Source organism: Micromonospora sp. 067-2, assembly GCF_046549295.1.
Classification (GTDB): Bacteria; Actinomycetota; Actinomycetes; order Mycobacteriales; family Micromonosporaceae; genus Micromonospora.
The window spans coordinates 336,475-363,083 of sequence record NZ_JAJPWB010000004.1; the positions used below are offsets into that span (position 1 = coordinate 336,475).

A 26,609-nucleotide genomic window follows, 5' to 3' on the forward strand; every position below is an offset into this window, starting at 1 on the left:
GCAAGCGACGCCGGTCCGGCGATCAGTTTTCTGGTGACCCGACCCGGCCGAACCCGTCTGCGCCCGATCGCGGGTGCCATAGCCTCGATGGTGACGCCGGGTGGCTGAGGGTGGGTGATCGGTAGACATGGCCGTTCCTGACGAGGGGTCCGCCACGGCGCTTGCCCGTGAGCTGTCCGGGCGGGTGTTCCGACCCGGCGACCCGCGGTACGACGATCTTCGAAAGCCCTGGTTGCAGGTCGTCGACCAGCATCCGAAGGTGATCGTCGACGCCGCCTCGGTGTCGGACGTCGTCACGGCGGTCACCTACGCCCGCACGCAGCGCATACCGCTCTCGGTGATGGCCACCGGCCACGGAATCGTCGGACCCTGCGACGACGGCCTGCTGCTGCGCCTGTCCGCGATGAGGAACATCTCGGTCGACACCGCGAACCGCACCGCGACGTTCGGCCCCGGCGTCACGTCGGGGGATCTGCTCGGCGCGGTCGAGCCGGAGGGCTTGGCGTACCCGCTCGGGCAGGTGACCAGTGTGGGAGTGACCGCGTTCAGCCTCGGTGGTGGCCTGGGCTGGCTGGTCCGTCATCTGGGATCCGCCGCCTCGCACGTCCTCGCCGTGCAACTCGTCCTCGCCGACGGGACGGTGACGCGGGCCGACGAGACGCAGAACGCCGATCTGTTCTGGGCCCTCCGCGGCGGTGGCGGCAACTTCGGTGTCGTCGTGTCGCTCACGATGGCGCTGCGGCCCATTCCCGAGGTGGTCGGCGGGGAGTTGTACTTCCCGATCGAGCGCGCCGCCGATGTGCTGCGGTTCTATCGGGACTGGGCCGCAGGGCTACCCACCACGACCAGCACCGTCTGCCGACTCCTCGCCGCACCACCCGAGGACAGCGTCCCCGCGCAGATCCGGGGCCGGACGGTCTGCATGTTCGGCCTCTGCCACGCCGACCCGGCGACCTCTGACGCGATTCTCGCGCCGTTGCGGGGCCTCGGGACGCCGCTGCTCGACTCGGTCAGGCGCCAGAGGCTGTCCGACGTGGCGAACCTCGATCCCGCCTCCCACGCCGCCGGCTCCCCGACGTACTCGCACGTCGAATACCTCAGCTCGCTCTCCGACGAGGTCATCGACGGTCTGGTCCGGATCGCGCACACCACCATGCCTCCCCTGATGCAACTGGAGGTGCAGCAGCTGGGCGGCGCGCTCGCCGACGAGGTGGGCGCCCACCAGGCCTTCACTGCGCCGTCGGCGCCGTTCCTGCTGCACGCGGTGACGCCAGCGGTCACGGCGCCGATGGATCAGATCGCCGCCGCCACGACCGACGCCTTCGCCTCGCTGGGCGACGTGTACACGGGCGAGGCGTACTTCAACTTCCTCCGCGGGGACCAGCAGGACCGGGTGGGTGACGCCTTCGGGGCCGACACGTTCCGGCGCCTACGAGAGATCAAGGCCACCTACGATCCGGACAACATGTTCCGGTTCACCCTGAACGTTCCACCGACCTGACCACGCGTCGTCCGGGAGTCGTCCACCGCATCGCGGGGTAAGGAGAGGGCCGTAACCGGACAGGTCGGAGGGTCGACGGGTGACACGGAGCAGGACGCGAGGGACGGTCGTCGGTCTCCTCGTACTCACAATGCTGGTTGGTGGTTGCCGGCCGGACGAGGCGCGACGCGCCGACCGGCCGCTCGCCGGCCCGACCAGATCCGACGTACACACCGCCGTCGGCGACCGGGGTGACCTCCGGGACGCCACCTTCGTGCTGGTGAACGGCGCGGACGTGGTCCGGGTGCGCAGCGCCGACCTCGGCGACGACCTCTACCGCGTCTCGACGCCCGCGGAGGCCAAGGTCCGCCCGGCGGTCACCGTGGCCGACGGCTCGGTGCTGGCCGGGCTCGCCGCGTCGGACGGCGCCGGCCCCGCGCTGGTCGAGGTGACACTGAACGAAGCGGTACGCTGGCGTGTCCGCCTCGGCGGCGGCGCGCAGGAGGAAACTCTCGATCTGCGCAGCGGCCTGGTCGACGAGGTCGAGTTCGCCGCCGGCACCAACCGGGCGGAGGTGACCCTGCCACCGGCCAAGGGCACGATCCGGGTGTCGATGACCGGGGGCGCCAGCCGCCTCCTGGTGCACCTCGCCGGCGACGCGCCGGTTCAGGTACGCGCCGGAGGTGGAGCCGCCCGGGTGACCGTGGACGGCGACAGCAGGTCCGGCGTGGCCGGCGGCACCACCCTCACACCGGCCGGTTGGGCCGCAGCTGGGGACCGCTACGACATCGACGCCGTCGCGGGCGTCTCGGAACTGACCGTCGACCGGACGCCGTGAGGCGCCGCTCGGGCCCGGTCCGGTTTCGACAAACGAACAGAAGGATGGTTTCCGATGGCAACGAATGACCTTCCCGGCGGCACGTTCCCGATGGGTGGGGACCTGACGGTCCCCCGGATGGGGTACGGCGCCATGCAGCTCGCCGGTCCGCACGTGTTCGGCCCGCCCGCCGACCGCGCGGCCGCCGTGGCGGTGCTGCGCGAGGTGGTCGAGCTGGGCATCACCCACATCGACACCAGCGACTACTACGGCCCGCACGTCACCAACGAGATCATCAAGGAGGCGCTGCACCCCTACCCGGCCGACCTGCACATCGTGACCAAGGTCGGGGCGCGCCGCGACGCGGAGGGCGGCTGGCCGAAGGCGCTGAGCCCCGAGGAGCTGCGCCAGGCCGTACACGACAACCTGACCAACCTCGGGCTGGAGCAGCTCGACGTGGTCAACCTGCGCGTCGGCGGGTTCGACAAGCCCGAGCCGGGCTCGATCGCCGAACCCTTCGAAGCGCTGGCGCGCCTGCAGCAGGAAGGGCTGATCAAGCACCTGGGGGTCAGCACCGTCAACGCCGAGCAGGTCGCCGAGGCGCAGTCCATCGCGCCGGTCGTGTGCGTGCAGAACCTCTACAACCTCGCCAACCGTGCCGACGACGACCTGATCGACGCGCTCGCCGCCCAGGGCATCGCCTACGTGCCGTACTTCCCGCTCGGCGGGTTCACGCCGTTGCAGTCCGACGCCCTCCAGCGGGTCGCGGAACGGCTCGGCGCGTCCCGGATGGCCGTCGCCCTCGCCTGGCTGCTGCAGCGTTCCCCGAACATCCTGCTCATCCCCGGCACGTCGTCGGTGGCACACCTGCGGGAGAACGTGACCGGCGCCAGCCTGATCCTGTCCAAGGAGGACGTGGCCGAGCTGGACCACATCGCCAGCTGAGCGGTTCACGCTCGGCCCCGCAAACTCATTGTCGATGTGACTGGCGAGGCCGGCGGGCCAGGGACACCCAGCCGAGGAACCTGACGTGCATCGCGGGCAGGTTCGGGTGCAGGCCCAGCCCGTGTACGTCGTCGATCGCCTCGTGCATCGACGCGGCCAGGTAGAACGCCAGGGCGATCGAATGGCCGTAGAACTCGGCCACGAGGTCGAGCTGAGCCGGGCGACACGGCCAGGGCGCGGCGCAGTTGCGGCACAACCACGCCGGGCGCATCGGCAGGTGCGGGCGAGGGCGAGCGGTCATCCGACCCGCACCGGAGCTCGACGGACGGGCCGGCGTTCGGCGGTCTTCGCCGGTGGGGTGGGCGGGGCCTGCAACCGCACGCCCGCCCGCATCACGAACAGCTCGCGTCGCGCCACCGCGTCGCCCGCCGCGTTCAGCTCGTAACCCTCAATCCACACCCACCCGTCGTACGTGTGCCGCTCGGGCAACTCACGGATGACGCGCACGACAATCGGGCGGAGGAACTGCACGCTCGCGGCGGTGGTCAGGTGGACCACGTCGCCGGCCTTCATCGTCCCGATCACCGTGTCGCCCACCGGTACGCGGGGGCACGGTTCGCGCCCGGGCGCCGGAGGGGCGGAACGATGAGTCCGGGCGGCCACGGGCCGTAGGGGGCAATCGGTGCATCCGGGTTCGCGGGCGGCGGGCTAGCCGGCTTGGGCTCGGGCTTCTCGGGCTTGTCGTCGGGCACGGTCTCCCCTGGGTGCCGTTGGGAAGGGGCCGCTCCCGTGAGTGCTCGCCCGTCGGGAGCGGCCCCGCTACGAACGCGACCGCCGGGTCTCGTGGTCCCTACCAGCCGCGCCATCTGGTGACACTCTGATGTGGAGACCACTACGCTCGGAAGACATTCCAGGCGTCCGGGCTGAGCTGGCCGAACAGCTTCGAGGCGTGTGGAGTCCCGGGTAGTCGATCTCCGATTTGAGGAGCGCTGTATGGCTGACGTGCCGAGTCCCCTGTCGGACTTCATCGTGAGCGAGATCCGCCGCGCTCGCGGAGCGTCCGGCATGACGCAGGAGGCGTTCGGCCGGGCAGCGGGCTTCAGCGCCTCGCACGTCAGCGCCGTCGAGAGCGGCACCCGAGCGCTGACGATGGACTTCATCCGGGGAGCGGACCGCGCCTTCAGAAACGACGGGCTGTTCGGACGTCTGGTGGTGAAACTTGGTGCACCGTCGTGGTTTCTGCCGTGGCTGGACGCCGAACGCGGCGCGCGACAACTTCGCCTCTTCGAGCCACTACTGATCCCGGGCCTACTCCAGACCGAGAACTACGCCCGTGTTGTGATGCGCTTGAACGACCTCATGTCGGCCACGGAAATAGACCACCAGGTAAGCGCCCGTATGAGTCGACACAAGATCCTGACCGGGGACACACCGCCACAGGTGGTGGCCGTGCTGGACGAGTCCGCGCTTCGCCGCGGTGGCGACGAGCATGCCGGCATCATGGCCGAGCAGATCGCCCACCTCATCACCGTCGCAGAGCTGCCGCACGTTCACGTGCACGTGGTCCCGACAGGTGCCGGCCTCCACATCGGGCTGTCCGGGCCGTTCGCTTTGGCGCGCGCCAGCGACGGGGCCTGGACGGGGCACCTCGAAAATCAGCTAGGCGGGATCGTGGTCGATAACGAAGATGGGCTACATACTCTTCAGGCGAGGTGGGAGAACGTCCGGAACGAAGCGCTCCCGCGCCGACAGTCCAACGAGCTGATGAAGGAAGTGCACAGCGATCATGGACCTCACTAACGCCACCTGGCGCAAGTCCCGGCGCAGCGGTTCGTCAGGGGGCAACTGCGTCGAGGTCGCTGACAACCTGCCCGGTGTCGTCGGCGTCCGGGACAGCAAGGATCCTGCCGGCCCGGCACTAACCTTCGGTCCGGCGGCCTGGCGAGCGTTCGTAACCCAGATCGCCCAGCGACCGTAACCGACAACAACCGCGAAAGCACTGCCACGATGCGACGGGCACCCGCGATTCCAGCCCTCGCACCGGCGGAGGTTCTGCCAGAACAGGTCGAGCAGCCAGAGGAAGTGAACGGCGTCCCAGGCGGCGCGGCGGTAGTCGTACCGGGCGGGGTTGACCGGGGTGCCGTCGGGGCGGACCGGGCCGTACGAGTCCCATGTTGACACTTGATAAGACAAGTGCCAGGTACGGTGACCGGGTGCCCACCCCGCACTACGGACAGCCCCGTTACCGGGTCATCGCGGACCAGCTCAGGGAACGCATCGAAAGCGGCAGCATCCCGCCGGGCGCGCTCCTGCCAACGGAGAGCGCCCTCACCACCGAGTTCCGGGCAAGCCGGGGCACTGTTCGTCAGGCCGTCCTACGCGAGACGGTCTGGTCATCACCGAGCACGGACGCGGCACCTCGGCAGCGCCGACCGCCATAAGGACGGCCCAGAAAAAACCGAGGAGTCAGACACCGAACTGCGTGAGATGCGGCTGACCCCGAGCTCGCAGCACTCTTCGGCCTTGAGGTCGGCGCAACCCTGATCGGACACCAGCAGGTCAATCGACGTAGCGGAGTCGTCGAATCAGTCGTCAGAAGCTAACGACTACACCGCCCGGGAAAGTAGGGCACGCGCACCTTCTACACGTGGCGCAGAGCGATCAACTGGTATTGACCGTGTTGGTGTCGGCCCTTACGTCTGAACTCGTGGCTCTTGGCGTCGATTGGACCGCTAAGCCGCAGTTCGAGGCGCATAAAGAGGCGGTTCTCGCGAAACGAAAGAACGAGACCAAACTGGTCAAGCAACTTCAGTTAATGCGGCAACTGCTGCTTCGTGTCTCAGTCTTCCCAGGGCGAACCCCCGAGGGCCTATCCGTGAGGTTGGCTATTGTCCGAGAGGTTACCCGAATCACTGCAAAAGCAGCGGTAGGGGGGCGGATCCGCCCATCGATGATGCTTTCACTCAAGTTGCACCACGTTGGAGCACCACTGAACGGAACGATCTTCCCTGCTACGCAGACCTCTCTGCGGAACTTCAATTCTCGAACCCATTGAAGGGGGCTTAAAAGGGTGCTCGCTTACGCAGCTCGAACTCTAGATGGCTCACAACTCCACATTGGCGAATTAGCAAGCGGAGCCGCCACTATGATGTTATTTGCCGCAGGCTGAAGATAGACCGAGGGAAGGTAGGCGCCTTCAAAAAACGCGACGGTCAGTCATTTCCGTAGTCCTCACCGCCATACAGCATGCTTGTGTCAACATTGCTCTCCCAGCCCTCGTAACGATCTTCGGAATATTCGATGGTACGAAGCCGCGGGATCCCCGCCGCAATAACCTTTGCGGTGTCATCCAGCTCTAATCCGCAGATCTCACAGGCAAGGCCGGTTGCAAGGTGAATAACGCTGTGAACTATCTCGCCAGTGTTCCCGTCGTACTTGCTTCTTGTTGTGCGGCCCGGAGTTAGTTGAAGTGGAGTCTGATTGCCGCAGGCAGGGCATGCAACTCCGTAGAGGATTACGCGCTTATGGCCACCAGGAGTGTGCGTCACCGCCCTGATCCGCGCCTCACGCTCCGGTGCTGTCAGGTGTTCATACATGTACTTCGACTTCTCTATCAATGCGCGCACGGCTTGCTGAACTACACGGTCCACTTCGACACTTAACTGCTCAGCGTGCGCAATAATGCCAGCATCAAGGGCGTCAGACATAGGCATCTTTAAGTACTCACAAAGCGCCTTAACGACGGCCAAAAACCGGGGGAGCCACTGCTCCTCTGGAATTTCGGCCAAGGCAGCGTCGGCCGAGTGCAGCTCCTGATTGCGCAAATTGGCAAGGAATATGGCGTCGCGCTGTCGGTCATCCCCGAAGCTTTCGATGACAAATTTGAGTCGGTCCACCACCGTTTTCGTCGTAACCGATCGAGGGTGCGCGTCAGCCTTAGTGATACCTGCTGCATGCAAAAGACTATTGCCCTCGGGTGCCGCAAGTAGTGAGGGATGCATCTGTGAAAGAGGAGCGCGAAGGAGGAATTCAAGGCCGAGCAGGAGCCATAGTACGAACTCGTCGTCATCCTCGTCATGATTGGCCGCGCGGTTGAAATACAGTTTTGCTTTGGCGACAAAATCCTCGTAGCCCCACATTGGATTTCCCTTAATCTTAGTGAACGTAGAGTCGTACTAACTCGCGGGGGGCGGTTGTGGTGATGGGCGGGCGGCGATGGAGGTTCCGTCGATTATCGATGAAGGCAACGCGACCGGGCAGCCAAGCCACTTCAGCAGTCGGTGGGGTGTCATCAATGACGTTCGCAACCCGTTGCCATTGCGGATCCACAACCTCACAGGTTCTCGGATCCCAGCGCAGCATTGGTTTACCATTTGAATGGATAATGGCTGGGAGGTATCTAACCCACCCCGTTTTATCCCTTGCCCGCAATACCACCTTGGACAATAGTTGCGCAGCGTCCAGAGTGGATTCGTGCATGAAATCAAGCAGCTGGGTTGGTTCTGAGACAGCTGACGCGCTTATACACTGCATAACAAGTAGTTTCGGCGGCACAGATGCGACCGCTCCGTCAATATGCCACGGGAACCTGCCCAGCCCGTAACGTCCGGAAAGACTCCACGGATGTGCAGCGTCTTCCTGCTTTGGGGTCAGCGTCTGCCAACCACCTGTCACCACACCTAACTGTTGGGCAAGGCGCTCGGCCAGGAGGGTGTCACAGTGGTCACTGACCGCATACCCTTGGTTGGATAGATCGGTCGTGATCGACGCATAGAGATCGGCGAACGCTGGACCGGACATGAAGTCCACGCTACCTGTTCAGAGCGCAGGGGTGGGATTCCAGAGATGCGGGTTACCCGTCCACGGCTCATCGACGGCTGTACGGCAACCTATGATGCAGCCCAGGTCGAACGACGGATCCGCCCGATAGGAGCTAATCGACGCCAGGCGAGAATTTCAGGGTTCGAGTCCCTGGCGGCCCACCTCTTACCTATCCTGAGCTGCGGAAATGCCCAACAAAGATCATCGGTTACAACCTAGATCCGATCTTGCTCGGTGGAGGGTTCCCGCCACTGGCCGTCTGCCTGCCGCAGGAGGTTTGCCTACCAAGCCGCGCGGGCGGTCCTTTTTCGGCAGCCAATTAAGGCGGCCCGCTTCGCGGGCCGCGCGCGCCGCCGAACCGGGGCCGCCCAGATGGGGCCGCCGCCGCTCCTCTGGTCTTCGGCCGCCGGCGCGCCGGTTGCAGCCCGCCTGCAGCGCGGAACATGGCGAAGCCTCGGGCCGCTGGTAAGAGCGATTCCTGGGCTGGTGAGATTGCCGCCGCTGACAGCGAGACACTAATGGGCGACCCAATTGCGAAGAGCAGGCACTCCGGCTCCGGGAGGTTCCCGACTACCGACGACCCAGGCGGAGCCGAGCAGACTAGGGCCAGATCCACAGGGTGTGGGTCGACGCCAGACGCGAACAGGAGCGGGGTTTGCGGGAAGCACTAGGCGTGGTTCTGCGCCTTCTTTGCCTTCCAGAGAAAGTACATAGGCGATACATTCACCTGCTTGCGCTCCTTGAAATACTCAGATATCTGGTTTACGGGGAGAGTCGTCGCCACAGCCGCTCCCAGCATGGCTGCCGCCCAGGGAGCAGTGACCACTGAGGCGACGGTAGTTGCCGCGACTCCAAGGACCAGACCGCTGCTGGAACTCTGCCACAGAGAACTCCTGCTTGCCGAGATACGCCGCTCAAGATCTGCCAGCGCTGGCTTCAACTGCTCTTGCCAGGCCAATTCACCGATCAACTGCGGGGAAGCTGCAGGTATTTTCTCAAGCGTAGTTGCCACCGCTTCCCGCAATGCTGCACGAAATGCTTCAAAATGCGCCGACTCGCGCTCTCGAAGCTCAACGATCTGCTTGGTAGTTAGACTGCTCAGGATTGGAACTTTGAGCTGGGTTGCAACTTCATCGACGGTCAATCTGGGGCGGGAGCTCTCCGAATCACGATCGAAGTATTGAGGCACCGCCATTGATGCCATAGGAAGACCCATCATTTGAGCCGCCGCTGCATCGAAAACAACGGCCATTAGGTCGCGCCTTAGAATCTCTTCGGCAACGGCAGCCTTCTTGGGAGCCGTCTTTCTTCTATACCGCTTACCAATCGACCCAAAGAACAAGGGTTCAGAGATGTATCCGTACCAATCGCGGGGCTGCCTCTGCTCCACCCTCACTAAGCCTGCGCGGCTTAAGCGTTTGGCCATTTTCGCGATTCTCTCGCGATCAGCCATTTCCGCGAGTCCGAGCGCAGCCGCATGGTCCTTGAAGTGATGGTCACAGAAGCATGACGGCTTATTTGCAAAGATGATGTGGTTGGAAATTCCAGTACTTCTTAAGTAGAGCAAGCACTCCATTTCACGGACCGCCATGTGAATTGCAACAGGTCGTTCATCGGGATTTTTGATGGCTTCGCTTAAATCGGTATAATCACGCGCACTCGGTCCTTGCATTACGACATAGTCGAAGTAGTGAAGGAGGGAGCCCAGGTCTGCGTCAAGGCTTGGTCTGCGACAAGCCAAGGCACCGCAGGTTCCGGCTTGGACGGTTTCCAGCCCTGTGCCGGCGACGACACTCCCAGTCAAAGGGACGTGAGAGTAGTTTAGACTCGCCCGCTCGGTAGCAAGCTGTTCAAGGCTGACTACCGCTGATCGCTCCCTAAGACGAGTCTTCGCTGTCTCTTCGTCCACGACGTCGAACTCGTCCATCCACTCGTACATCCAGTGATGGCCCGCCCCTTGCCGCCTTCGCTCCACAGTTGCCTCCGTACGAAAGTCGGGGACGCTGCGAGCAGCGTAGTGAGTGTTGGCAAGGGCTAGGACGTAGCCGAGGACGACCGCGGATCGGTCTATGCTGGCGAATCCTTCTGTTTGGATCAAGGCACCACGCTCCGCGCGGTGCGGGGCGGCAAGCCCGGCCGGCGGCAAGCCGCCCAGAACGCCTACGGCACCGGGGCGGTAAGCCGCCGACAGCCGCCGGACACCGCCCCATCAACCAGAGACCAGGCCCAGCGAGGCCGCGACGGAAGCCGGCGTGTCGGACTGGTCGCATGGTCGGGGCTGTCGGCTGCCGCGCCAGTCCAACCCGGGGACTGGCTTGCCTCTGGCTCATCCCATCGCGGCGGCACCCCAGCTCCACGGCCAGGACGTACCCGACCCTCCCCCAGAGCCGCCGGCCGCCTACCCGGAACCCCACCGCCCCGGCCCCGCAGAGCCCCCCACACGACGGCGCAACCCGGCCGACCCGAGGCGAGGCCAGCTGAGCCAGCGCTCAGGGCGTCAGGGCATCAGGGCGTCGTCAGGGCGTCAAGCGCCGGCCAATGTTGACCAAGAACGACCATCGACGCCCGGACATAGAACCAGCTCAGAGCCTTGATCAGGTCTCGGAGCTGGTGGGCGACGGACGAGTCGACCTGTACGCCGGATTAAGATCACCGCACCCCCGATGACCAGGGACGGAACCTGGCGATAATCACTGTAGGCCGTCGCCAGGCCGTCAAAGCATAGGCACAGAAGCCGCCTCACACGAGGGCGGCAACCAGCTCAAGTGCCTGCTGACGTATCTCTTCCTGTTGTAACCAGAGCTGAATTAGCACGTTAGTGACGAAGCTTTTATCGAGCCCGAGTTCATCAGCAAGGCGACCAAGCCAATACTGGTGATCGTAAAACTCATAACCATCCAAGGCTGTCAGCAAAGAATCTTCACTGCGCCCTAGAGAGGCCGCCACCGCGACGGGAACCCGTAATGCGAAGAGTAAAAGTTCCTGCTCCGGATCCAGATTCCCAGGCAACGCAAATAGCCTACTAGAACTTCCGGCCAGTTCTCGCTGGTCGGCATCCAAAACTCCGGAGACACGTAAACGCGTTGCACGCGAAATGCTTCTTACCCCCGCAACAACCTCACTCTTCCCGCCTGCATTGACAATCTCAAGGCTCGCACTTGAAATATTCAGCAAGCCGAAGATTCCTGCGAGAACCGAAGCAGCAAAGGCGTCCTCCACTAGCACAACACCCGCCAGGGGCACCTCTACTCCTACAACCTGCTGCACCTGCGCGAGAGAATCCGGCTTCAAAACCCTGACCTTACCCGCTACGCCTCGGACGCACATGCGGATATTCGGAGCCGGAAAGCGAGAGAGCACCTGCGGGGAATGCGTCGCCACCATAAGCTGAAGCTTCTGTTCGAGAGCACGGCGCGCTACCTCGTCAACGAAAGGACGATGCCCACGCAAAGCCAGAAAGGATTCTGGCTCGTCCAGCATGAACAAACATCCCGCATCGAGCCTGCTTTGCTCCCACAGAGCTTGATGGACCCACAGTTCACCGAGACTGAACTTGGTGCTATCAGTGGTCACACCTCCAGCCATCGCAGTCACAAAAGGCCCTTGGGAATACCAGCTGTTGTCACCGTCATCATCGTCCAGAAGGATAGTCTGCACACGAACCGCGTCATATTTTCTGCCGAGGATGGCCCTGAGAGCCGACAGCTCATTCGCCTTAAATGTGCGCTCACTGAGCACGTGACCCAAACTGGACGGGAGTTGCTGATAGTACCAAATGAAGTTGTTCGCCAACTCTGCCGAACTAGCGAACGAAGGCCAATATTTCGACTTTAGGACAGCTGACCAAGCCGCAGCACGATCAGCCTCACCCATAGACAAGTCGATCACCCTGCGCGCGACTTCGTTCACCCCTTCCGCAACCACCAGTTCAACGACACCGCCAACCGGCTCAGCATTATGCTCGAATTGTTTCCCACCACCAACAAAGGGCGGAGTCCGGCTGTTGTACCCGAAGGCCGCCTCAACAATTCTCAGGAGTAACGTCTTGCCCGAGCCATGAGATCCGACGATACAATTCGCTGAATCAAAATCAATCACTTGCTCTTCAAATATGTCTGATTCGATTATTCGCATCGATTTGACCCGAAGGGGAGGATTTGTCGCCAGAAGGCGGCTCCACACTCGACTCCGCGCGTCCGACTCGTTAGCAGCCATGAGTACACCTTGGCAACCCGCCGTACGGGGTGTCGAGTGGGAATCGCCGATCTCAACCGCAACGCAGCTCCAAGATGCTCAAACCTTGGCATGGCGACTGCCTGCAACGGCTAGCAACGTTAGGACGGATCAACACCCACCGTCCGCGAAGAGATCGTCGATGGCACGCCGGGTACGTTCCTCGCTGGCGGGCATCAGGTGGGTGTAGACCCGCAGTGTGAAGCCAGGATCGGAGTGCCCGAGATACGAGGCAAGAGCTTTGATGCTCTCCCCCGCGTCGAGTAGCGCCGAGGCGTAGAAGTGGCGCAGGGCATGCATCCCGGTCGCCCTAGTCGGCACGATGCCGGCTGCTTCGACCGCCGGACGCCAACTCTTGCCGTCGAAGGTGGCCCGCTTGATCGCCCCCCGCCGGGTCGTGGTGAAGATCAGAGGCACGGTCACCCGCTCATCGCTGAACGGGTCTTCCCACGGCAGGGTGATCGAGAGCGGGTCGTACTTTTTGGCGTGTTCCTTGAGCGACTGAGCCACCGAGTCAGGCAGCGGTACGCGTCGGTCCCGATCGTTCTTGGGGAGGCCGAAGACCAGCCGGGAGCGGACCACCTTGACCTGCCGGACGATATGCACCCAGCCCGAGTCGAGGTCGACGTCATCGACGCCCAGGCCGAAGATCTCCCCCTGCCGCATGCCACAGCCGGCGCCCAAGTCGACCATCGGGCGGTACCGCTCAGCGAGGCCACCGCGGATTGCCGAGACCTCGTCGGCCCGCCAGGGGACGACTCGACGTTGCGCCGGCCGAGGCGGCTTGACCGACTTTGCCGAACACGGGTTCTTCACGATGCGTTCGTCGTCGACGGCCGCGCCGAGGATCGTCCGCAGGTGAGCGAAGACGACGGCCCGGGTCGAGGGGGCCAGCTTGCCGACCATCGCGGCGTCCCACTCCCGGACGTGACCCGGCTTGATCGAGGCCAGTTGCCGAGAGCCGAAGAACGGCAGCAGGTGCTTGCGTACCCGGAACTCGGTGCTCTCCCGGGTTGACTCGTCGAAAGCGCGCGTGCGCAACCAGTTCTCGGCGTACTCGGCGAAGGCCATCCGACCAGCAGACGGGTCGACGTAGGAGCCCCGAAGCTTGTCCGTCTCAGTGGAGACGAGGAACGCGTCAGCCTCGCGCTTCGCCCGGTCGGGGAAGGACTGGCTACGTTCGCGGCCGTCCGGACCGATGTACCGCACCCGGTAGCGCATCCCCTTGCCGAACAGATCCGACTTGATCCGCTCTTTCCGGCCGCCTTCGTGCCGGATCACCTTGTACCAGCGGTCCTCTACGTGTCCCATTAGGCCGCCGCCTGCTCACGTACCCATGACCGGACCATCTCCGGCTCGTACCGCAGGTGTCGACCGACCCGGGCCGCCGGCGGACCGTACTTGACCTTCCTCCAGCGGTACAGCGTCTCGGTTGGCACGCGCAGGTACGCCGCCACGTCCTGGATCGTCCAGAGTCCATCGTTCGCCGCCATCAAAGCCTCTCCCCCGTCGTGCCGTCTGCTTCCGTTCTCGATCCGGTCTGGGGGAGCTGCGCGGCCCGGTCCTTTGCCGCGAGGAGTTCGGAGCGCCAGCGGGCGCGTTCGCTGATCGACCGCAGCAGCCGGTGGGCGATGGCCGGCACGTCGGGGTCGTCGGGTCGGGCGAGTTCCCAGGCGTGCCGGACCGGTTCGACGGTTGCGCCCTGGTCGTCGACGCCATCCAGGCCGACGCTCACGCCGAGCAGCGTCCGCACCCAGGCCCGTACGTCGTGCTTGTGGTCGGAGAGCGTTTTGCCGGACCAGTCGCGGGAGATGAGGATGCGCCGGCCGCCGATGCCGAGGGTGTCCCGCTGGTGGACTTTGCCCTTGCACCGGCCGGGCTTGAGCTTCGCGTGCGACCCCTTCGGCTGGACGCCGTAGAGCAGCCAGTTCGCGCATCGGTCGGTGCACGGGGTTAGCTGGAGTTCCTGCCACAGCCGATCCAGGTGCGCCCGCTGCCGACCGCCGGTGATCTTGTGAACGTCGCCGGTGTGCTTGGTGATGTACTTCGTGACGTACCGAATGGTCCGCTCGGCATCCTCGGTGCCGGGCATGACGCCACGCGCGTCGACCTGGGAGCCGAAGCGCACCACGTGCACCGGATCCGCGTCCGGGTCCTCGTCGATCGCGTCGAGCGCTTCAGACCAGGTGGTCAACGGCGCAAGGGTTTCCGGGTCGACCCACGCCGCCGCCTGCTCGTCCCAGACCGGGAGCCGGTCGAGGGTGTAGCGCTGGGCATCGACCGAAGGCCACCACACCTGGTGATAGGTCGCCGCCGCAACCGTCCGCAGTACGTCGCGGGGAATGGTGCCCCGGATGGCGAAGTGCGCGTGCGGGGCGAGACGGCGTTGCGGCTCGACACAGCCGGCGTACTGGACGTTCCAGCCCTCGCAGCGGCGAAGGTTCTGCCAGAACCGGTCCAGCAGCCGAGGGAAGTGCACCGCGTCCCAGGCCGCGCGGCGGTAGTCGTACCGGGCGGGGTTGACCGGGGTGCCGTCGGGGCGGACCGGGCCGTACGAGTCGAGGGTGAGCGTGAGCCACATCGACGGCCGGTAGGTCGAGCCGTCCGACGCGGTGTAGGTCTTGCCGACCGTGCGGCGCTCGACCTTGCGGCGAGGCAGGTCCGGGGCATCTTGCCGTCGCCGGGTGGAGCGCTTGCGGCGCCGGCCGCTGTCCTCGTCGTCCTGGTCCTCGTCGCCGGTCAAGTGCGGTGGCGCGATCCGTCCCCGGAGCCCTTCGGCCGCGATCGCCTCTTCGACTTCTTGGATCGCCTCGTCGAGGTCGGTGACCTGGTCCCATTGGCTCGCCCGGGACGCCTCGTCGCGGGAGAACTCCAGGTGCCCGCGCAGCAGGACAAGCGCCTTCTGTTCCTCGGTCGCCGGCTCCGGTGGCGGTAGCGGCTCATCGTCACGGTGCCAGCCCTCCCGGATCTGCGCCTGCCGCAACCGGCGGTTCTTCTTGGCGCACGGCGCGCACTTGTCCTCACGGGTCGCCCCACAGGGCAGGTCAATGACCTCGGTCAGCCCGGTGTTCAGGTCCGTGCGGCGCATGGCGAGCGGACGCACGCAGACTCCGTACTCGGCCGCGATCTCCTTGAGCACGTCGACTGAGCGAGGCAGCGCCATCCGGGCCGCCCGCGACCCCGGCCGAGGAGCAACCGGGGTCAGGGCGGGTTCGAGGCCGGGCAGAGTCGGAGCGGTCATCGAATGATCCCGACGACGTGCGGCCGGTTGGACGGGACGACCGCGCGCGGAGGCACCACCGCCGGGGCGATGGACGGCGTCGGCTCTGCCGAGCGGGCCGGCTCGATGTCCGTTTTGGGCCGCTCTGGCTCCTCGAACTGGTACGCGGCCGGCTGGTCCGGCTCGTCAGCCGGCGGGGTGACCGGGGTGTTGGACAAGACGACCTTGACCAGCGCGAGGAATGCCAGCGACGGCACCGCCGCCACGGTCCAGCCCCACACGGACGGTTCGGCTTCCGCGACCTGGGCCGCGAGTGACAGGAGCGCGAACGCCACCAGGAGCGAGCCGACCAGCCCGACCGGGCGATTGGTACGCCGCCGGGCACGGATCTCCAGGCCGAGGTAGATCGCCATCAGCTCGACCGCCACCGCGTTGGCCCAGCCGATCCAGTCCGGCTGGCCATGGGCAACGGACAGGTCATGGACGTGGGTGAAGGCGGCGGCACCGGCCATGGTGCCAATGGCGAGCAGGATCACCAGGCGTACCGCCGATTCGGTGCTCTTGCTCATCGCCACTCCTCCAACGGCTTCTCGCGGATGGTCAGGTCGATGCGGATGCGCCGGCCGTCCATGTCGGGGCGGCGGTTGACCATGTGCGCAAGTCCATGCAGAGCGGCGGAAGCCTGGTCGGAGGGGCCGACGAGCCGAATGCGCAGCGGACGGAGCCGGTAGATGAGGCGGGTGAGGGAGTTCACGGCGGTTAGCTCCGGGCCGGTCGGATGTCGGTGCGGATGTAGTCGGGTGGGGTGCCGAGCGCGGCGACCGCTTCGGAGAGGCAACGCCACAGCGCCCAGGCCTCGTCGGGAGTCAGGGACATCCGTCGCCGGCCGGCACCGACCGCCAGATAGACGGGGTACGGGTCGGGTCGCTCCGGGTCAACCCGCACGGAGACGGCGGTGACCGGGTCGGGGGTACGCAGCCGGTAGAAGCGGCTGGTCGGAGTGGCGGTCATCGGGCATCACCGCCGGTGTCCCGGTCGAGTAGGTTGCGCAGGGATTCGGGGAGCAGCGGCCCGGATGGCTTACGAGGCAGCGGAAGCCGGACCGGTTCGGTGGCGGTTTCCCGGCCAACCTGGGCGAGGATGTCCGCCGCGTCGACCGGAGCCGGATACTGCCGCGCCATCTCGCGGATGTCGTCGTCGCTGACGTACGAGAACCGGACCCGCATCGGGTCGGGAGTGCCGTCGAGGATCACGTACCCGACGCCCTTCGCCCACCGGGGCATCTGGTCCGCGAGCGCGCCCCGCTTCCGGGCACCGTCGCCAAGAATCATGTCGACCTGTGAAGCCTCGGTCAGGCCCAGCGCGATCCGAGTCGGGAACAGGTCCCGGAACGGCAGTACGTCCTTGCGCGGGTCCTGCAACGCGGCCACCACCAGGACGCCAACGCCGGCCCCCTGGGACAGCAGCAGCCCCAGGGAAGACGCGATGCGCTTGCGCAGCTCGACATCTTGCAGGTACGCGGTCAGCGCGGCCATCTCGTCGATGACGACCACGACCAGGGGGTCAGCCTCGGTCGGGGTGTGGACGCGAACCCGGCCGGCGAGCCGGTTCTGCCGCTCCCGCAGCACCTCCACCGCTTCGTCGAGCAGGTCGGCCATGGCCTCGAACGACTTGCCAGCGAACCGGGCGAACATCGGACGGCCGAGCGCGAATTCCATCCCGCCCTTGGGATCGATCACCCACAGCCGGACGAGGCCGGAGGCGATCCCAGCACCGAGCACCCGGACCAGCGACCACAGCACCGAGCCCTTACCGGACCGGGTCGCACCGCCCACCAGGACATGCGTTGCGAGCAGGTGCAGCGACCAGGTGCGCAGGTCTTCCCGCCGCGCCAGCGGTAGCGCGGTGAGGTCCGGCACCGCCGGGACAGCAAACGGCGGGACCACAGTCCGCAGCGCATCGGTACGGATTAACGCCAGGTAGACCAACGTCGGACGATCCCGAAACCGCACCCGGTCGACGAGCCGCAGCAGCCACGCACCCCCGCCGGTCCGGGTCGGAGGGTCGCCCGGACGCTCGGAGTAGATCCGCGCATGCCGCCGGCCGAACGCGTACGCCAGGTTGGCGCTGACCGCCTGGAACTGTTCCGGCGTCTGTCCCCGGACCATGCGAATGGTCAGCACGTCGAGCGCCTGATCCGAACGCACCCGCAGCAGCTCGGGCAAGACCGGGCGATGGTTGTACGTCTCGGCGAGCCCGCACAGGGTCATTGCTTCTCGCCACGCCCGCCGGTAGACGAACACTCGCCGCCATGAGCCGAGCAGCGGACCCGCCAGCCAGGCCCACCAGGACGACTCATCGCGCCAACGCCACACCGCCGAGGCAGTGGCCGCCAGCACGAGCGGCACCACCACGCCGGGCCAGTCGAATTCGACGTAGAGCCAGAGCGCCAGCAGCACCGACACCGTGGCCACCGGGTGCCGCAGGCACCACCAGAGCACCCGCCCGGACCACCTCAGCAGCAGGCCGAGCAGCACCATCCAGAACGGCAGCTTGATCCGCTTCGGCCGAATCACCAGCAGATCCCCGGCCGAGGTCATTAACACCTCACCCCGAGGCCGCCCGATCACTTGGCACCACCGGCCAGGGTGAATCGGGCTGGACACACACCGAACCGGGGCCAGCCACGGCCAACCCGACGCCTACCCTTGGACACGTCTGCACCTCTCTCGACAGAGCAGGGGGAAGAGACACCGGGGCGGGGCTGCCGTCCGCCAAGACCTGACAGCCCCGCCCTGACCAGAACCGGCTACGCCGACGCCTTCTGGTTGACGCCCGCCGGGGCACGCAGCCCGGTCGCCCGCAGCGAGTACGCCATCCGACCGTTGTTCGCCACGTACGGCGTGACGGTCATGCCGTCGAACTCGACCGCCTCGAACAGGCCACCCGTGGGCGGCACCGGCTGGTAGTCCGCCGAGATCTTTACCGTCGTCTCCCGGGACCGCTTGCCAAGCTCGGGGTCGAGATCCATCACCCGGACCTGCCACACCCGCTGGCCGGTCACCTTGTCCTTGGCCGGCGACCGTCGACCGGTCTTCTCGTCGTAGTCCTCGACCTCACCCAGGGACTCGGGCACCAGCGCGCACCCAGCCGGGAACACGTCCTCAAACCGCACAGCGAACCGCGTTCCGCCTCGCAGAGCCATCGCTCAACCTCCAACTTGTTAACTTGTCTGCCAAGTTGCGTCCAAGGTAGACGGCACTTGGCAGACAAGTCAACAAGCAATGCGGGCTGAGGTCGCTTCGCGCGTTGGCCCGCGCCGGAACCCCCGGTCTCCTCGGCGCAGTCGCCCTAGGAACGGCATAGACCGAACTGGAGGATTACTCCCAAGCCCCATTGGCCGCACAATCGAACAGCAGACCGCTTGGCCGCACGGAACTAGTACTGGGTGTCGCAACTTGGTAGATCTAACAACTTCCAATCGGCGTGTTTTGCAAGTTGCTAAGGAAGACTGCGTAAGGTGACTTACGCAGCGAAGGTTAAGTCTGTACGGTTTTAGAGCGTTGAACGTCCAGCGCAACGCGATGCGGGAACATCTTGCAACCCTCGCTTCACTGCTGCCGGTCGTCGCAGGCCGGCCCGGAGGAAGCCCCCGCCCGACGTGTCGAGACGAGAAGCGGGGACTCCGCCCGAGGAGGGATGGGCCTTTCTAAACGGAGGGCTCATCCCCCTCACCCTGGGCGTCAACCCCAACTGCCACCAGCGTCAACAGCCTGATGATCAGAGCTACCAGCTCGATCAACGTGCCAACTCCAGTCGTTCGGGGTGTCCGCCGCTGGCCAGGTCCGCACCCTCTGCGGCCCGGGCCTCTTCGGTTTGGCATAACAATGATCTCCAACCAATCAGGAAGGCGCCGGTCGCCTCACTGGGGGGTAGGTAGACGACCGCCCGTCAGTCTGGTGATCACTGAAGTGCCACCGTCATGCTAACGGCCCGTCCGCAATTGATGGCACGACGCGCGCGCGGGAAACGACGACTTATGGAGCCTGACTCACACAATCACGCGTGCACGGCAAACAACGGCAGGGAACAAAGATCACATGAACAATGACGGCCAGCCTGTCGACGAAAAGCATTCACGTCCGGCACGTGTAGATGACACGACGATCAAAGCGCTCGGCGAGTTGAGCAAGGCGCTGGAGACGATCCACCGCGTACGCGGTCACCTGTACTCGGCGCATCAACTGGTCGGCGGTGCGGATCTCACGCTTGATCGGGTGGTGGAGCTGCTCCGCGAGGCTGGACATGGCGAGGTGGCCGACCGAGTCGAGCACGAGCTGTTGGGCCGCAATGTGCTGCCGGGGCGATGGACGTTCCAGATCGTGGAGGAGTTCGACGATGGCTACTACGCCGCATTCCAGGAGATCGAGCGGGATGCGCGGGAGAAGCTGACCGGCGGTCGACGGCACATCTACGAGGCGGAGATGAAAGAGCGCCGGCGCACCCAGGGGATGCCGGGGCATGAGGCTATGCCGCAGGAGTGACCGGCAGTCCGTTCGGGAGCATCGAGGCCAGGGCTTCGGCTCTGGCCTCGATAATCTTCATCCGGCCTTCGTACTCGACGGGTTCGCGGTGGGCAGCTTGGCTGGTGACCTGACCGGGCCACTTGCGGTAGAGCAGGCCGTGCTCGCGGGTGAAGTAGCCGTCGCTGATCGCACTCGCGGCCAGGAGCAGGCCGGTGTCCTCGGAGGCAGGGAGCGCCATCCAGCCGCCGAGGGCCAGGAGCAGATCCCGTCGGATGCACAGGGTGGCCGGGTGCACCTGCGCCCGGTAACCGTTGGCCTGCCAGAAGGCCAGGACGGCACCGCGGGCGATGGTTCCGCCTTCCGGGTCCTTGTCCCAGCCGAGGGTAGATCCGTCGGGCATCAGGTCCAGGACGCGGGAGGTTGTCCAACCGATCTGCGGGTGCGCCTCGAAAGCGGCGATGTCCCGGGCCAGGGCACCGGGGGTGAGCTGGTCGTCTGCGTCCAAAACCTTGACGTGTTGCCCGGCGACACGGGAGAGAGCGGCGGTACGGGCAACACCCGGCCCGCCGGGACGACCGCCGCCGATGCTGATGCGAGGGTCGTCCGGCAGGACGCCGTTCAGCGCGCCGGTCTGCCCGTCCTCCTGGACGAGCCACTGCCAGTCCCACCCGTCAGGCATCTCCTGCTTGACCAGGGAGTCATGCGCGCCGGTCAGGTACTCGATGCTGGGCGCGTGGACTGGCGTGATGACTGAGACGAGCTGCGTCAAGTTTTCCACCGTTGGAGTTTGTGGGAGTAGACCAGCTCCGTCCGGTCCCCCGGCATCACCACGTCGGCCACCTCGACGATGCGACCCTTGGTGTCGATCGAGGTCTTACGGACGGTGAGCACGGAGACGCCCGGGTCGATGTCCAGTAGCTCGGCCTCGTCCGGCGATGGCGGGCGCGCGCGGATCTCGTCGTCGATCCGGTCCACCTCGATACCGAGGGTGTGGAGTTGGTGCTGCGTGCCGCCCGGCCAGGGCTCCTTGCCCGCGTCGAGCAGGTCCGGGTTCGCGGCCACCAGGTCATACGGCAGATAGGAGTACGACATGGTCAGCGGAGCGTTCTCATGCCGAGAGGTTGTCCAGTAGACCCGCCGCAGCAACGGCGTACCCGGCTCGACCTGCAAGGCCGCCGCCATGTCCGAATCCGCTTCCACGCGGGCGTACTCGGCGTGGAACTTGAGGTCATCGACGGTCAGGCCGGTGTCGTGCTCGATGGCACCGGTCTTCAACCGCTCCGACTCGTCGAGCAGCGCCCGGTCCTTCTCCCACTGGTAGCGCTCGGCGTTGCGACGCCGTACCCGTTGACGAGGTGCCCGCACGTAGGTGCCGCGCCCTTGTTCCGCGCGGACCAGACCCCACTCCCGGAGCTGCCGAATGGCGTTGCGGACACTGGTGCGGGACAAGCCGGACGACTCGGCCAACTCCGTCTCGCTCGGCATCAGCGTGCCGGGGGCCAGCTCTCCGCCCACGATCTTTGCCCGCAACTCCTCCGCGAGTTGCAGGTAGCGAGGGCGCCAGTCCCGGCCATGCACACCGGTCACCGTACCCCCTAGACGTTCCAACGTCTGCCAGGCGGTCCCGCCTGCGGCCCGCTCAGGCACCGGAGGCACGGCGGCAACCGGTCGCTTCGTGGGCCGCGCACTCGTCGAGGGCACCCGCTCGGTGAATCGCCGGTCAGTGGTGTTCATCGCACCCCTCCAGAGGTTGCCCCTCGGTCATCATCACCAGCCGGGCGTAGGTCAGCTCATCGATGAGCCGGTCGATCTGAGTCTGGGAGAGCAGGACCGATTCGGTGGCACCGCTGCGGCTGGCGTTGAGCTTCACCGCCGGGTCGCGGCGCTTAAACCGGTCGGTCAGCATTTGAACGCTGATCCAGCCGGTTCGCTCCCGGCCGATGGTCCTCAGCAGGCCCCGATGCATCGGATCATTCGGGCCGCAGCCCCGGCACCAACTCGGGCACTCGGCCGGATTCATGGACGAAGTCGACCCGCGATCGGTCATGGCCTCATGCTCAGTCATCGGTGCCCTTCCTGTGAGCGCCCGCCTGCGCCATCAGGGAACGAAGCTGTTCGACAAGCTGCGCAGCCTGCGGGAGAGGCAGTTCCGCCCAGGCGATCCCACCCCGGCACGTCGCTTGCACAGCGATCAAGGGCACCCGAGCATCGGAGCCGACGAGGTACGTGACGACCTGGCCGCCCTGCCGAATGTCTCCGAGGCGGTGCGTCTGGCCGCGATGGCGGCGCGGCATATGGGCCATCAGTGGTGGCACCAGGTGGCCGCATCTATCGGGGGCACACCAGGCCGGATGGCTACCGCTGGTCGGCTTGCCCGCATCGCTCACCGTCGCCACCGCCCACCGTTGCCCCGGTAGATCTGGGCTGGCGTCATCAGCGGCGCAGTCCTCAGCACCGGCAGTTTCCGGGTCGGCCCGCCAGGCCACGAATGCGCGGGCACCGTGCAGGGCCGCGTACAGCGGTCCGATGAGACGGAGTTTCCGCCCGGACCGGATGGCAGACGCCTGCGCGACCTCCAGATCGAGAACCAGCGCCGCCGACGATGAGAGCCCGACATCGCACCTCCATGGGTAGGCCGGGACCGGTGGTCAGCAACGCGGGAGCGCAGCCGGCCACCGGCCCGGATGAGGGCACGGCGCACCGTCCGACGCAGACGGGTCGGGTATCGCCGAGCCAGGTTGTACGCGCAGCTACCGCAACTGGTCCGACAGGACGCCGCGCGTCGCGTGCGATCAGGAGCAGCGCGACACCACCCCTGATACGAGCCGTCATCCTGACCGCACACCCGGAAACGTACCTACAAGTGGATGAGTTGTCTAGACATTGAAATGTGCCCCTGGTTGACACTTGATAAGACAAGTGCCAGGTACGGTGGCCGGGTGCCCACCCCGCACTACGGACAGCCCCGTTACCGCGTCATCGCGGACCAGCTCAGGGACCGCATCGAGAGCGGCAACATCCCGCCCGGTGCGCTCCTGCCGACGGAGAGTGCTCTCACCAGCGAGTTCCGGGCGAGCCGGGGCACTGTTCGTCAGGCCATAGCCGTTCTACGCGAGGAAGGTTTGGTCACCACCGAGCACGGGCGTGGCACCTCCGCAAGACCGATCATTCACGGGCACGGGCACGACTCAGAACAAGCCGCCGAATCAGACACCGGTCAACGTGAGATCGTTGCCGACCCGGAGCTCGCAGCACTCTTCGGCGTTAAAGTCGGCGCAACCCTGCTCGGACAGCAGCACGTCAACCGACGCAACGGGGTCGTTGAATCGGTCGTCAGAAGCTATTGGCTGCACCGATCGGAACAGTGAGCGCCTGCCTTCTATACCTCTTCAAACGGCCCACACCGGACCCTGCCCGCCGACTCTTGGCAACGTCCGTCGTTCCGCTGACTCTCCGATTCCGGCCACAACACGCCCGGCCGCTGGCGCGGAGAGCGGGAGGCACGGAGGTCCGCCACGGAACGATGATCACCGATGACGCTAACAGGGTGTGGCCCGCAACCGGACGGGCCTCGCGGCGCAGGAAAACGAACTGCGCGCTACGTCGCGCGAGCTGACTGCGGTCGCGGGGGCGGCTATGCGCCCCAACGGGAGGGCTCCGGCTCCAGGATCACCGGGGCCCGCTGGCAGCTCGTGGTCCGTGGGTGGCTGCGGTGAGGAGTCGTCCCGCCCCGCATCGACCAGGGCAGGCCGAGCAGCCCCACCGCCCTACCTGCCAGCGACCGAACGTGCGTCAAGGTCCGCTTGACTCGCCATGCCGGGCGACGGGCTCACTTCCAACAGGGCGGGGCGATGGCAGACGGGATGGCGAGGCCGAATCATGCTGTCGCGACCTGACATCACTAGCGTGACGGGATAGTGTGCGTAGAGCCGGGCATGGAATCGACGGGAGAATTCGTTGTCAAGCAGACCTAAAAAAGGTGGAATTGATGGCCTGTCGGTGGAGGGGTACAAATCAATTCGAACTCTGCAACAGATCGCCATCAGGCCCTTAACGGTTATTGCCGGGGTCAACAGCTCCGGAAAATCTAGCATCATGCAGCCCCTGCTGCTACTTAAGCAGACCGTCGACGCCAGCTACGATCCAGGCCCCCTGCAACTCGATGGAGTAAACGTCAGCGTCACCAAGATTGAGCAAGTTCTCTCCAGGACAGCGACCAGGGCAGCTCAAGCGAAGAGTTTCTCCGTGGGCGTCTCGATCAATGGGCGCGAGACTATGCTCACCTTCGGCAAAGACACGCGTGGCGATCTGCGCGTACTCAAGATGGCTGGCTATTTTATGGCCGAACAACAGGAGTCGGTGGTGCTCCGCGAAGGAATGTCTGAGACGCAAATCCGGCGGGCGGTAGGCGGTGCAAGACTAGACGAAGTTTATTCTTTCCTAAAGTCTAGGCCCGAGGCCTACAAAATCGTAGTTGACCGCGAGCGGTGTTTCCTAACCCTGGGATTGAGGCACGGATTATCAGGAGCGGTGAACAGTACAGTCTTTAGATTCGCAGCAGATCCCGCCGAAAACGAGATTTCGAGAATAATTCACCTTCCTGCGCTGCGCGGCAATCCGCGTCGCACTTATCGCACGACTGCCGTAGAAGAGCGTTACCCTGGAACCTTCGATACTTACACGGCGGGCATAATCGCGGCTTGGCAGAATGCTCGACGTACAGATGAGTTGGCGCAGCTGAGGGTCGACCTAGAAGAGCTTGGCCTCACGTGGAAAGTCGAAGCCAGGCAACTAGACGACACTCAGGTCGAGCTCCTAGTTGGGCGCATGCCGCATGCGCAACGAGGCGGAGCAAGGGATCTCGTCAATATCGCAGACGTCGGGTTCGGCGTATCTCAAACGCTTCCAGTCATTCTTGCGCTCCTTGCGGCCAGGCCGGGGCAGATGGTTTACCTGGAACAACCCGAGATTCACCTACACCCTCGCGCCCAGGCGCGCTTCGCCAACTTGGTAACTCGAGCGCTGCGCAGAGGAGTTCGGGTCGTTCTTGAGACTCACAGCTCACTGTTCGTCCGCGCGATTCAAACTGCAATAGCGCGCGGCCAAATCGAGCCAGACGACGTAGCTTTGCACTGGTTTACAAGAGATATTGTTACCGGCGACACTTTGGTGTCAACCGCCGAGCTTCTTTCGGATGGCTCATTCGGCGAATGGCCTGAGGACTTCGATGACGTCCTCCTCGAGACTGAATCCGCGTACCTTGATGCTGCGGCTCGGACGAATGAGTTTGTAGCATGAGCACAATGTCCAAAAGAATCGTTATCGATGCGTCAGTCGGGCGTTCTGCAGGAACCACCACGAACCCCGTTTCTATCAATTGCCGCATGTTTCTTCAGGCAATATCAGAAAATTCTCATCGAGTCGTGCTAACTGCGGAAGTTGAAGCAGAATGGCGCAGGCATAGATCGAACTTCTCGCACCTCTGGTTGGCCTCTATGCGGCGACGCGGTAAACTTGTAGTGATAAACACTGATGAAGGGAAACGGCAGACGCTACACGATGCAATTCTTGCATGTGACGCAAATGTCAACGGTCGCACTGCTCTTGAGAAAGACATGCTACTCATCTGCGCTGCCTGGGCTGCGGATAGGATCGTGGCCTCTCTCGATGAAGTGACCCGTAAGCTGCTTGTTAAGCATCGTGATGAGTTGCCAGGGGTCAACTCGATAATCTGGGTTAATCCCACCCGCGAGTCCGCAGTCGTGCTGGCGTGGATTAAGGCAGGCGCTAGGCATGAGACTCACCTCCAGCTCCGCCACTGCCCTGCCTGACTAGCGTTCCCGGCCGTAAGTTCGAGCGTGACAGCATACGTCAGCTAAGTCAGCATGGACGGGTGGCAGCGACGGATGTTTCAGTATGGGTACCTTTCGCTTCCGGCGCGCTTGGCATCCTGGGAGCCCTGGCGGGTGCTGGGATCACTCAGCGGGCTACCAGGAAGCGCGAGGATCGCCGATGGGTGCGTGAGCGCGAGCTGGACAGGGTCCGGCACGAACAGGACCGTCTTGTGAGACAACGCGAACGACGGGCCGCCCTCTATGTCGACCTGGCCGAGTACACACAGAACGAGCAATCAATCTTGGCAGCCGCGACAGATGAGTACAGCAGCCGTCCCGTCGAAGTACCAGACCTCCAGCACCCGGACCGGCTGACAGCGCGCGTGATGCTGTACGCCGCACCCCAAGTAGGCGGAAGCTGGGCCGCGCTGATTCGGGCCATAGATCAGGTTCGGTGGGAGTGGACCGAAGGCGACGTGAACCATAACGGACACCAGCAGTGGCTTGGCTCGGACAACCCCGCCGTAGTGGAGCTGGACAAGGCAATTAACGAGATGCAATCCATCTTGAGGGCAGCCGTCGACGAAGATCCCTGAGCGCGGAGGTCTTGAGTCGCTGGGCCACAGGCAGGCCAGCGCTGGTACCCATCAGCTCCGACCATGCAGCCGGTCCCAACCTTGCATAGGCGATAACAGGACTCCCAGACGAGTTGCCAGTCACACGCCCTCGCCTC

The 26,609-nt window shown here is 64.8% G+C and carries 27 protein-coding genes and 1 pseudogene; 10 read left to right on the plus strand and 18 right to left on the minus strand.

Annotated features, from left to right (window positions below; translation table 11 throughout):
* Positions 1-127: 127 nt before the first annotated feature.
* The 3 genes from ACLJN9_RS11305 (at position 128) to ACLJN9_RS11315 (ending at position 3,242) form a co-directional block, all read left to right on the plus strand.
* Positions 128-1,501 (plus strand): FAD-binding oxidoreductase, encoded by a 1,374-nt coding sequence (locus ACLJN9_RS11305; protein WP_410811134.1) that lies wholly within the window; start codon positions 128-130, stop codon positions 1,499-1,501.
* A 130-nt stretch (positions 1,502-1,631) separates the two neighbouring features.
* On the plus strand, positions 1,632-2,318 hold the full coding sequence (locus tag ACLJN9_RS11310) for a hypothetical protein (RefSeq protein ID WP_410811136.1): 687 nt from the start codon (positions 1,632-1,634) through the stop codon (positions 2,316-2,318).
* A 54-nt stretch (positions 2,319-2,372) separates the two neighbouring features.
* On the plus strand, positions 2,373-3,242 hold the full coding sequence (locus tag ACLJN9_RS11315; protein WP_410811137.1) for an aldo/keto reductase family oxidoreductase: 870 nt from the start codon (positions 2,373-2,375) through the stop codon (positions 3,240-3,242).
* A 25-nt stretch (positions 3,243-3,267) separates the two neighbouring features.
* On the opposite strand, the gene ACLJN9_RS11320 is transcribed toward ACLJN9_RS11315, so the two are convergent.
* Positions 3,268-3,543: a hypothetical protein gene (locus ACLJN9_RS11320; protein ID WP_410811138.1), complete on the minus strand. Its 276-nt coding sequence runs from the start codon at positions 3,541-3,543 to the stop codon at positions 3,268-3,270.
* Positions 3,540-3,815, minus strand: a complete 276-nt coding sequence (locus ACLJN9_RS11325) for a hypothetical protein (RefSeq protein ID WP_410811446.1) — start codon at positions 3,813-3,815, stop codon at positions 3,540-3,542. The genes ACLJN9_RS11320 and ACLJN9_RS11325 overlap by 4 nt, the downstream gene beginning before the upstream one ends.
* A 420-nt stretch (positions 3,816-4,235) precedes the next feature.
* Here ACLJN9_RS11325 and ACLJN9_RS11330 point away from each other — a divergent pair, with 420 nt between their 5' ends.
* Positions 4,236-5,042 (plus strand): helix-turn-helix domain-containing protein, encoded by an 807-nt coding sequence (locus ACLJN9_RS11330; protein ID WP_410811139.1) that lies wholly within the window; start codon positions 4,236-4,238, stop codon positions 5,040-5,042.
* The gene (locus ACLJN9_RS11335) at positions 5,029-5,220 is read left to right on the plus strand and encodes a DUF397 domain-containing protein (protein WP_410811140.1); all 192 of its coding nucleotides are present in this window, start codon (positions 5,029-5,031) and stop codon (positions 5,218-5,220) included. The genes ACLJN9_RS11330 and ACLJN9_RS11335 overlap by 14 nt, the downstream gene beginning before the upstream one ends.
* 47 nt (positions 5,221-5,267) lie before the next feature.
* On the opposite strand, the pseudogene ACLJN9_RS11340 reads toward ACLJN9_RS11335, so the two are convergent.
* Positions 5,268-5,411, minus strand: a pseudogene (locus ACLJN9_RS11340) (replication initiator); the annotation flags it as partial.
* 2 nt (positions 5,412-5,413) lie between these two features.
* Here ACLJN9_RS11340 and ACLJN9_RS11345 point away from each other — a divergent pair.
* Positions 5,414-5,683, plus strand: a complete 270-nt coding sequence (locus ACLJN9_RS11345; protein WP_410811141.1) for a GntR family transcriptional regulator — start codon at positions 5,414-5,416, stop codon at positions 5,681-5,683.
* Positions 5,684-6,454: 771 nt separating this feature from the next.
* Here the strand turns inward: ACLJN9_RS11345 and ACLJN9_RS11350 are convergent.
* From ACLJN9_RS11350 to ACLJN9_RS11405, 12 genes are all read right to left on the minus strand, one after another.
* Complete coding sequence (locus ACLJN9_RS11350; RefSeq protein ID WP_410811142.1) at positions 6,455-7,381, minus strand: hypothetical protein; 927 nt, start codon at positions 7,379-7,381, stop codon at positions 6,455-6,457.
* Between the two features lie 16 nt (positions 7,382-7,397).
* Positions 7,398-8,042: a hypothetical protein gene (locus ACLJN9_RS11355; RefSeq protein ID WP_410811143.1), complete on the minus strand. Its 645-nt coding sequence runs from the start codon at positions 8,040-8,042 to the stop codon at positions 7,398-7,400.
* Between the two features lie 688 nt (positions 8,043-8,730).
* Entirely contained in the window at positions 8,731-9,990 is a 1,260-nt protein-coding gene (locus ACLJN9_RS11360) for a hypothetical protein (RefSeq protein WP_410811144.1), read from the minus strand.
* An 812-nt stretch (positions 9,991-10,802) separates the two neighbouring features.
* The gene (locus ACLJN9_RS11365; protein ID WP_410811145.1) at positions 10,803-12,278 is read right to left on the minus strand and encodes a hypothetical protein; all 1,476 of its coding nucleotides are present in this window, start codon (positions 12,276-12,278) and stop codon (positions 10,803-10,805) included.
* 129 nt (positions 12,279-12,407) lie between these two features.
* Positions 12,408-13,607: a tyrosine-type recombinase/integrase gene (locus ACLJN9_RS11370; RefSeq protein ID WP_410811146.1), complete on the minus strand. Its 1,200-nt coding sequence runs from the start codon at positions 13,605-13,607 to the stop codon at positions 12,408-12,410.
* Positions 13,607-13,789: a helix-turn-helix domain-containing protein gene (locus ACLJN9_RS11375; protein WP_393352307.1), complete on the minus strand. Its 183-nt coding sequence runs from the start codon at positions 13,787-13,789 to the stop codon at positions 13,607-13,609. Before ACLJN9_RS11375 ends, ACLJN9_RS11370 begins: the two co-directional genes overlap by 1 nt.
* The gene (locus ACLJN9_RS11380) at positions 13,789-15,537 is read right to left on the minus strand and encodes a replication initiator (protein ID WP_410811147.1); all 1,749 of its coding nucleotides are present in this window, start codon (positions 15,535-15,537) and stop codon (positions 13,789-13,791) included. The genes ACLJN9_RS11375 and ACLJN9_RS11380 overlap by 1 nt, the downstream gene beginning before the upstream one ends.
* Positions 15,534-16,085, minus strand: coding sequence for a DUF2637 domain-containing protein (locus ACLJN9_RS11385; RefSeq protein ID WP_410811148.1), 552 nt, complete (start codon positions 16,083-16,085; stop codon positions 15,534-15,536). Before ACLJN9_RS11385 ends, ACLJN9_RS11380 begins: the two co-directional genes overlap by 4 nt.
* Positions 16,082-16,270: a hypothetical protein gene (locus tag ACLJN9_RS11390; protein ID WP_410811149.1), complete on the minus strand. Its 189-nt coding sequence runs from the start codon at positions 16,268-16,270 to the stop codon at positions 16,082-16,084. Before ACLJN9_RS11390 ends, ACLJN9_RS11385 begins: the two co-directional genes overlap by 4 nt.
* 5 nt (positions 16,271-16,275) lie before the next feature.
* Positions 16,276-16,527 carry a hypothetical protein gene (locus ACLJN9_RS11395; protein WP_410811150.1) on the minus strand — a complete coding sequence of 84 codons (252 nt, stop codon included), beginning with the start codon at positions 16,525-16,527 and terminating at the stop codon, positions 16,276-16,278.
* Positions 16,524-18,116: an FtsK/SpoIIIE domain-containing protein gene (locus ACLJN9_RS11400; RefSeq protein ID WP_410811151.1), complete on the minus strand. Its 1,593-nt coding sequence runs from the start codon at positions 18,114-18,116 to the stop codon at positions 16,524-16,526. Before ACLJN9_RS11400 ends, ACLJN9_RS11395 begins: the two co-directional genes overlap by 4 nt.
* A 209-nt stretch (positions 18,117-18,325) precedes the next feature.
* Positions 18,326-18,721, minus strand: a complete 396-nt coding sequence (locus ACLJN9_RS11405; RefSeq protein WP_238661241.1) for a transcriptional regulator — start codon at positions 18,719-18,721, stop codon at positions 18,326-18,328.
* An 895-nt stretch (positions 18,722-19,616) separates the two neighbouring features.
* Here ACLJN9_RS11405 and ACLJN9_RS11410 point away from each other — a divergent pair.
* Positions 19,617-20,060, plus strand: a complete 444-nt coding sequence (locus ACLJN9_RS11410; RefSeq protein WP_410811152.1) for a hypothetical protein — start codon at positions 19,617-19,619, stop codon at positions 20,058-20,060.
* Here the strand turns inward: ACLJN9_RS11410 and ACLJN9_RS11415 are convergent.
* The 3 genes from ACLJN9_RS11415 to ACLJN9_RS11425 form a co-directional block, all read right to left on the minus strand.
* Entirely contained in the window at positions 20,044-20,820 is a 777-nt protein-coding gene (locus ACLJN9_RS11415) for a glycosyltransferase family 2 protein (protein WP_410811153.1), read from the minus strand. The genes ACLJN9_RS11410 and ACLJN9_RS11415 overlap by 17 nt on opposite strands.
* Positions 20,808-21,629 (minus strand): GntR family transcriptional regulator, encoded by an 822-nt coding sequence (locus ACLJN9_RS11420; RefSeq protein WP_410811154.1) that lies wholly within the window; start codon positions 21,627-21,629, stop codon positions 20,808-20,810. Before ACLJN9_RS11420 ends, ACLJN9_RS11415 begins: the two co-directional genes overlap by 13 nt.
* 133 nt (positions 21,630-21,762) lie before the next feature.
* Entirely contained in the window at positions 21,763-22,107 is a 345-nt protein-coding gene (locus ACLJN9_RS11425; RefSeq protein ID WP_410811156.1) for a hypothetical protein, read from the minus strand.
* Between the two features lie 874 nt (positions 22,108-22,981).
* Between ACLJN9_RS11425 and ACLJN9_RS11430 the strand changes: the two genes are divergently transcribed.
* From ACLJN9_RS11430 to ACLJN9_RS11440, 3 genes are all read left to right on the plus strand, one after another.
* Complete coding sequence (locus ACLJN9_RS11430) at positions 22,982-23,410, plus strand: GntR family transcriptional regulator (protein WP_410811157.1); 429 nt, start codon at positions 22,982-22,984, stop codon at positions 23,408-23,410.
* Between the two features lie 727 nt (positions 23,411-24,137).
* A complete protein-coding gene (locus tag ACLJN9_RS11435; RefSeq protein ID WP_410811158.1) occupies positions 24,138-25,340 on the plus strand; it encodes an AAA family ATPase in 1,203 nt (400 codons plus the stop codon).
* Positions 25,341-26,058: 718 nt separating this feature from the next.
* The gene (locus tag ACLJN9_RS11440) at positions 26,059-26,472 is read left to right on the plus strand and encodes a hypothetical protein (protein WP_410811159.1); all 414 of its coding nucleotides are present in this window, start codon (positions 26,059-26,061) and stop codon (positions 26,470-26,472) included.
* The last annotated feature ends 137 nt before the right edge of the window (positions 26,473-26,609 follow it).

Excerpts from the sequence above, each read along its gene's own strand:
- ACLJN9_RS11360 (WP_410811144.1), bottom strand. The coding sequence starts at position 9,990 with ATGGACGAGTTCGACGTCGTGGACGAAGAGACAGCGAAGACTCGTCTT.
- ACLJN9_RS11405 (WP_238661241.1), bottom strand. The coding sequence starts at position 18,721 with ATGGCTCTGCGAGGCGGAACGCGGTTCGCTGTGCGGTTTGAGGACGTG.
- ACLJN9_RS11375 (WP_393352307.1), bottom strand. The coding sequence starts at position 13,789 with ATGGCGGCGAACGATGGACTCTGGACGATCCAGGACGTGGCGGCGTAC.
- ACLJN9_RS11385 (WP_410811148.1), bottom strand. The coding sequence starts at position 16,085 with ATGAGCAAGAGCACCGAATCGGCGGTACGCCTGGTGATCCTGCTCGCC.
- ACLJN9_RS11335 (WP_410811140.1), top strand. The coding sequence starts at position 5,029 with ATGGACCTCACTAACGCCACCTGGCGCAAGTCCCGGCGCAGCGGTTCG.
- ACLJN9_RS11350 (WP_410811142.1), bottom strand. The coding sequence starts at position 7,381 with ATGTGGGGCTACGAGGATTTTGTCGCCAAAGCAAAACTGTATTTCAAC.
- ACLJN9_RS11330 (WP_410811139.1), top strand. The coding sequence starts at position 4,236 with ATGGCTGACGTGCCGAGTCCCCTGTCGGACTTCATCGTGAGCGAGATC.
- ACLJN9_RS11325 (WP_410811446.1), bottom strand. The coding sequence starts at position 3,815 with ATGAAGGCCGGCGACGTGGTCCACCTGACCACCGCCGCGAGCGTGCAG.
- ACLJN9_RS11355 (WP_410811143.1), bottom strand. The coding sequence starts at position 8,042 with ATGTCCGGTCCAGCGTTCGCCGATCTCTATGCGTCGATCACGACCGAT.
- ACLJN9_RS11425 (WP_410811156.1), bottom strand. The coding sequence starts at position 22,107 with ATGACTGAGCATGAGGCCATGACCGATCGCGGGTCGACTTCGTCCATG.
- ACLJN9_RS11370 (WP_410811146.1), bottom strand. The coding sequence starts at position 13,607 with ATGGGACACGTAGAGGACCGCTGGTACAAGGTGATCCGGCACGAAGGC.
- ACLJN9_RS11315 (WP_410811137.1), top strand. The coding sequence starts at position 2,373 with ATGGCAACGAATGACCTTCCCGGCGGCACGTTCCCGATGGGTGGGGAC.
- ACLJN9_RS11410 (WP_410811152.1), top strand. The coding sequence starts at position 19,617 with ATGAACAATGACGGCCAGCCTGTCGACGAAAAGCATTCACGTCCGGCA.
- ACLJN9_RS11310 (WP_410811136.1), top strand. The coding sequence starts at position 1,632 with ATGCTGGTTGGTGGTTGCCGGCCGGACGAGGCGCGACGCGCCGACCGG.
- ACLJN9_RS11320 (WP_410811138.1), bottom strand. The coding sequence starts at position 3,543 with ATGACCGCTCGCCCTCGCCCGCACCTGCCGATGCGCCCGGCGTGGTTG.
- ACLJN9_RS11305 (WP_410811134.1), top strand. The coding sequence starts at position 128 with ATGGCCGTTCCTGACGAGGGGTCCGCCACGGCGCTTGCCCGTGAGCTG.
- ACLJN9_RS11380 (WP_410811147.1), bottom strand. The coding sequence starts at position 15,537 with ATGACCGCTCCGACTCTGCCCGGCCTCGAACCCGCCCTGACCCCGGTT.
- ACLJN9_RS11395 (WP_410811150.1), bottom strand. The coding sequence starts at position 16,527 with ATGACCGCCACTCCGACCAGCCGCTTCTACCGGCTGCGTACCCCCGAC.
- ACLJN9_RS11365 (WP_410811145.1), bottom strand. The coding sequence starts at position 12,278 with ATGGCTGCTAACGAGTCGGACGCGCGGAGTCGAGTGTGGAGCCGCCTT.
- ACLJN9_RS11435 (WP_410811158.1), top strand. The coding sequence starts at position 24,138 with ATGCAGCCCCTGCTGCTACTTAAGCAGACCGTCGACGCCAGCTACGAT.
- ACLJN9_RS11345 (WP_410811141.1), top strand. The coding sequence starts at position 5,414 with ATGTTGACACTTGATAAGACAAGTGCCAGGTACGGTGACCGGGTGCCC.
- ACLJN9_RS11400 (WP_410811151.1), bottom strand. The coding sequence starts at position 18,116 with ATGACCTCGGCCGGGGATCTGCTGGTGATTCGGCCGAAGCGGATCAAG.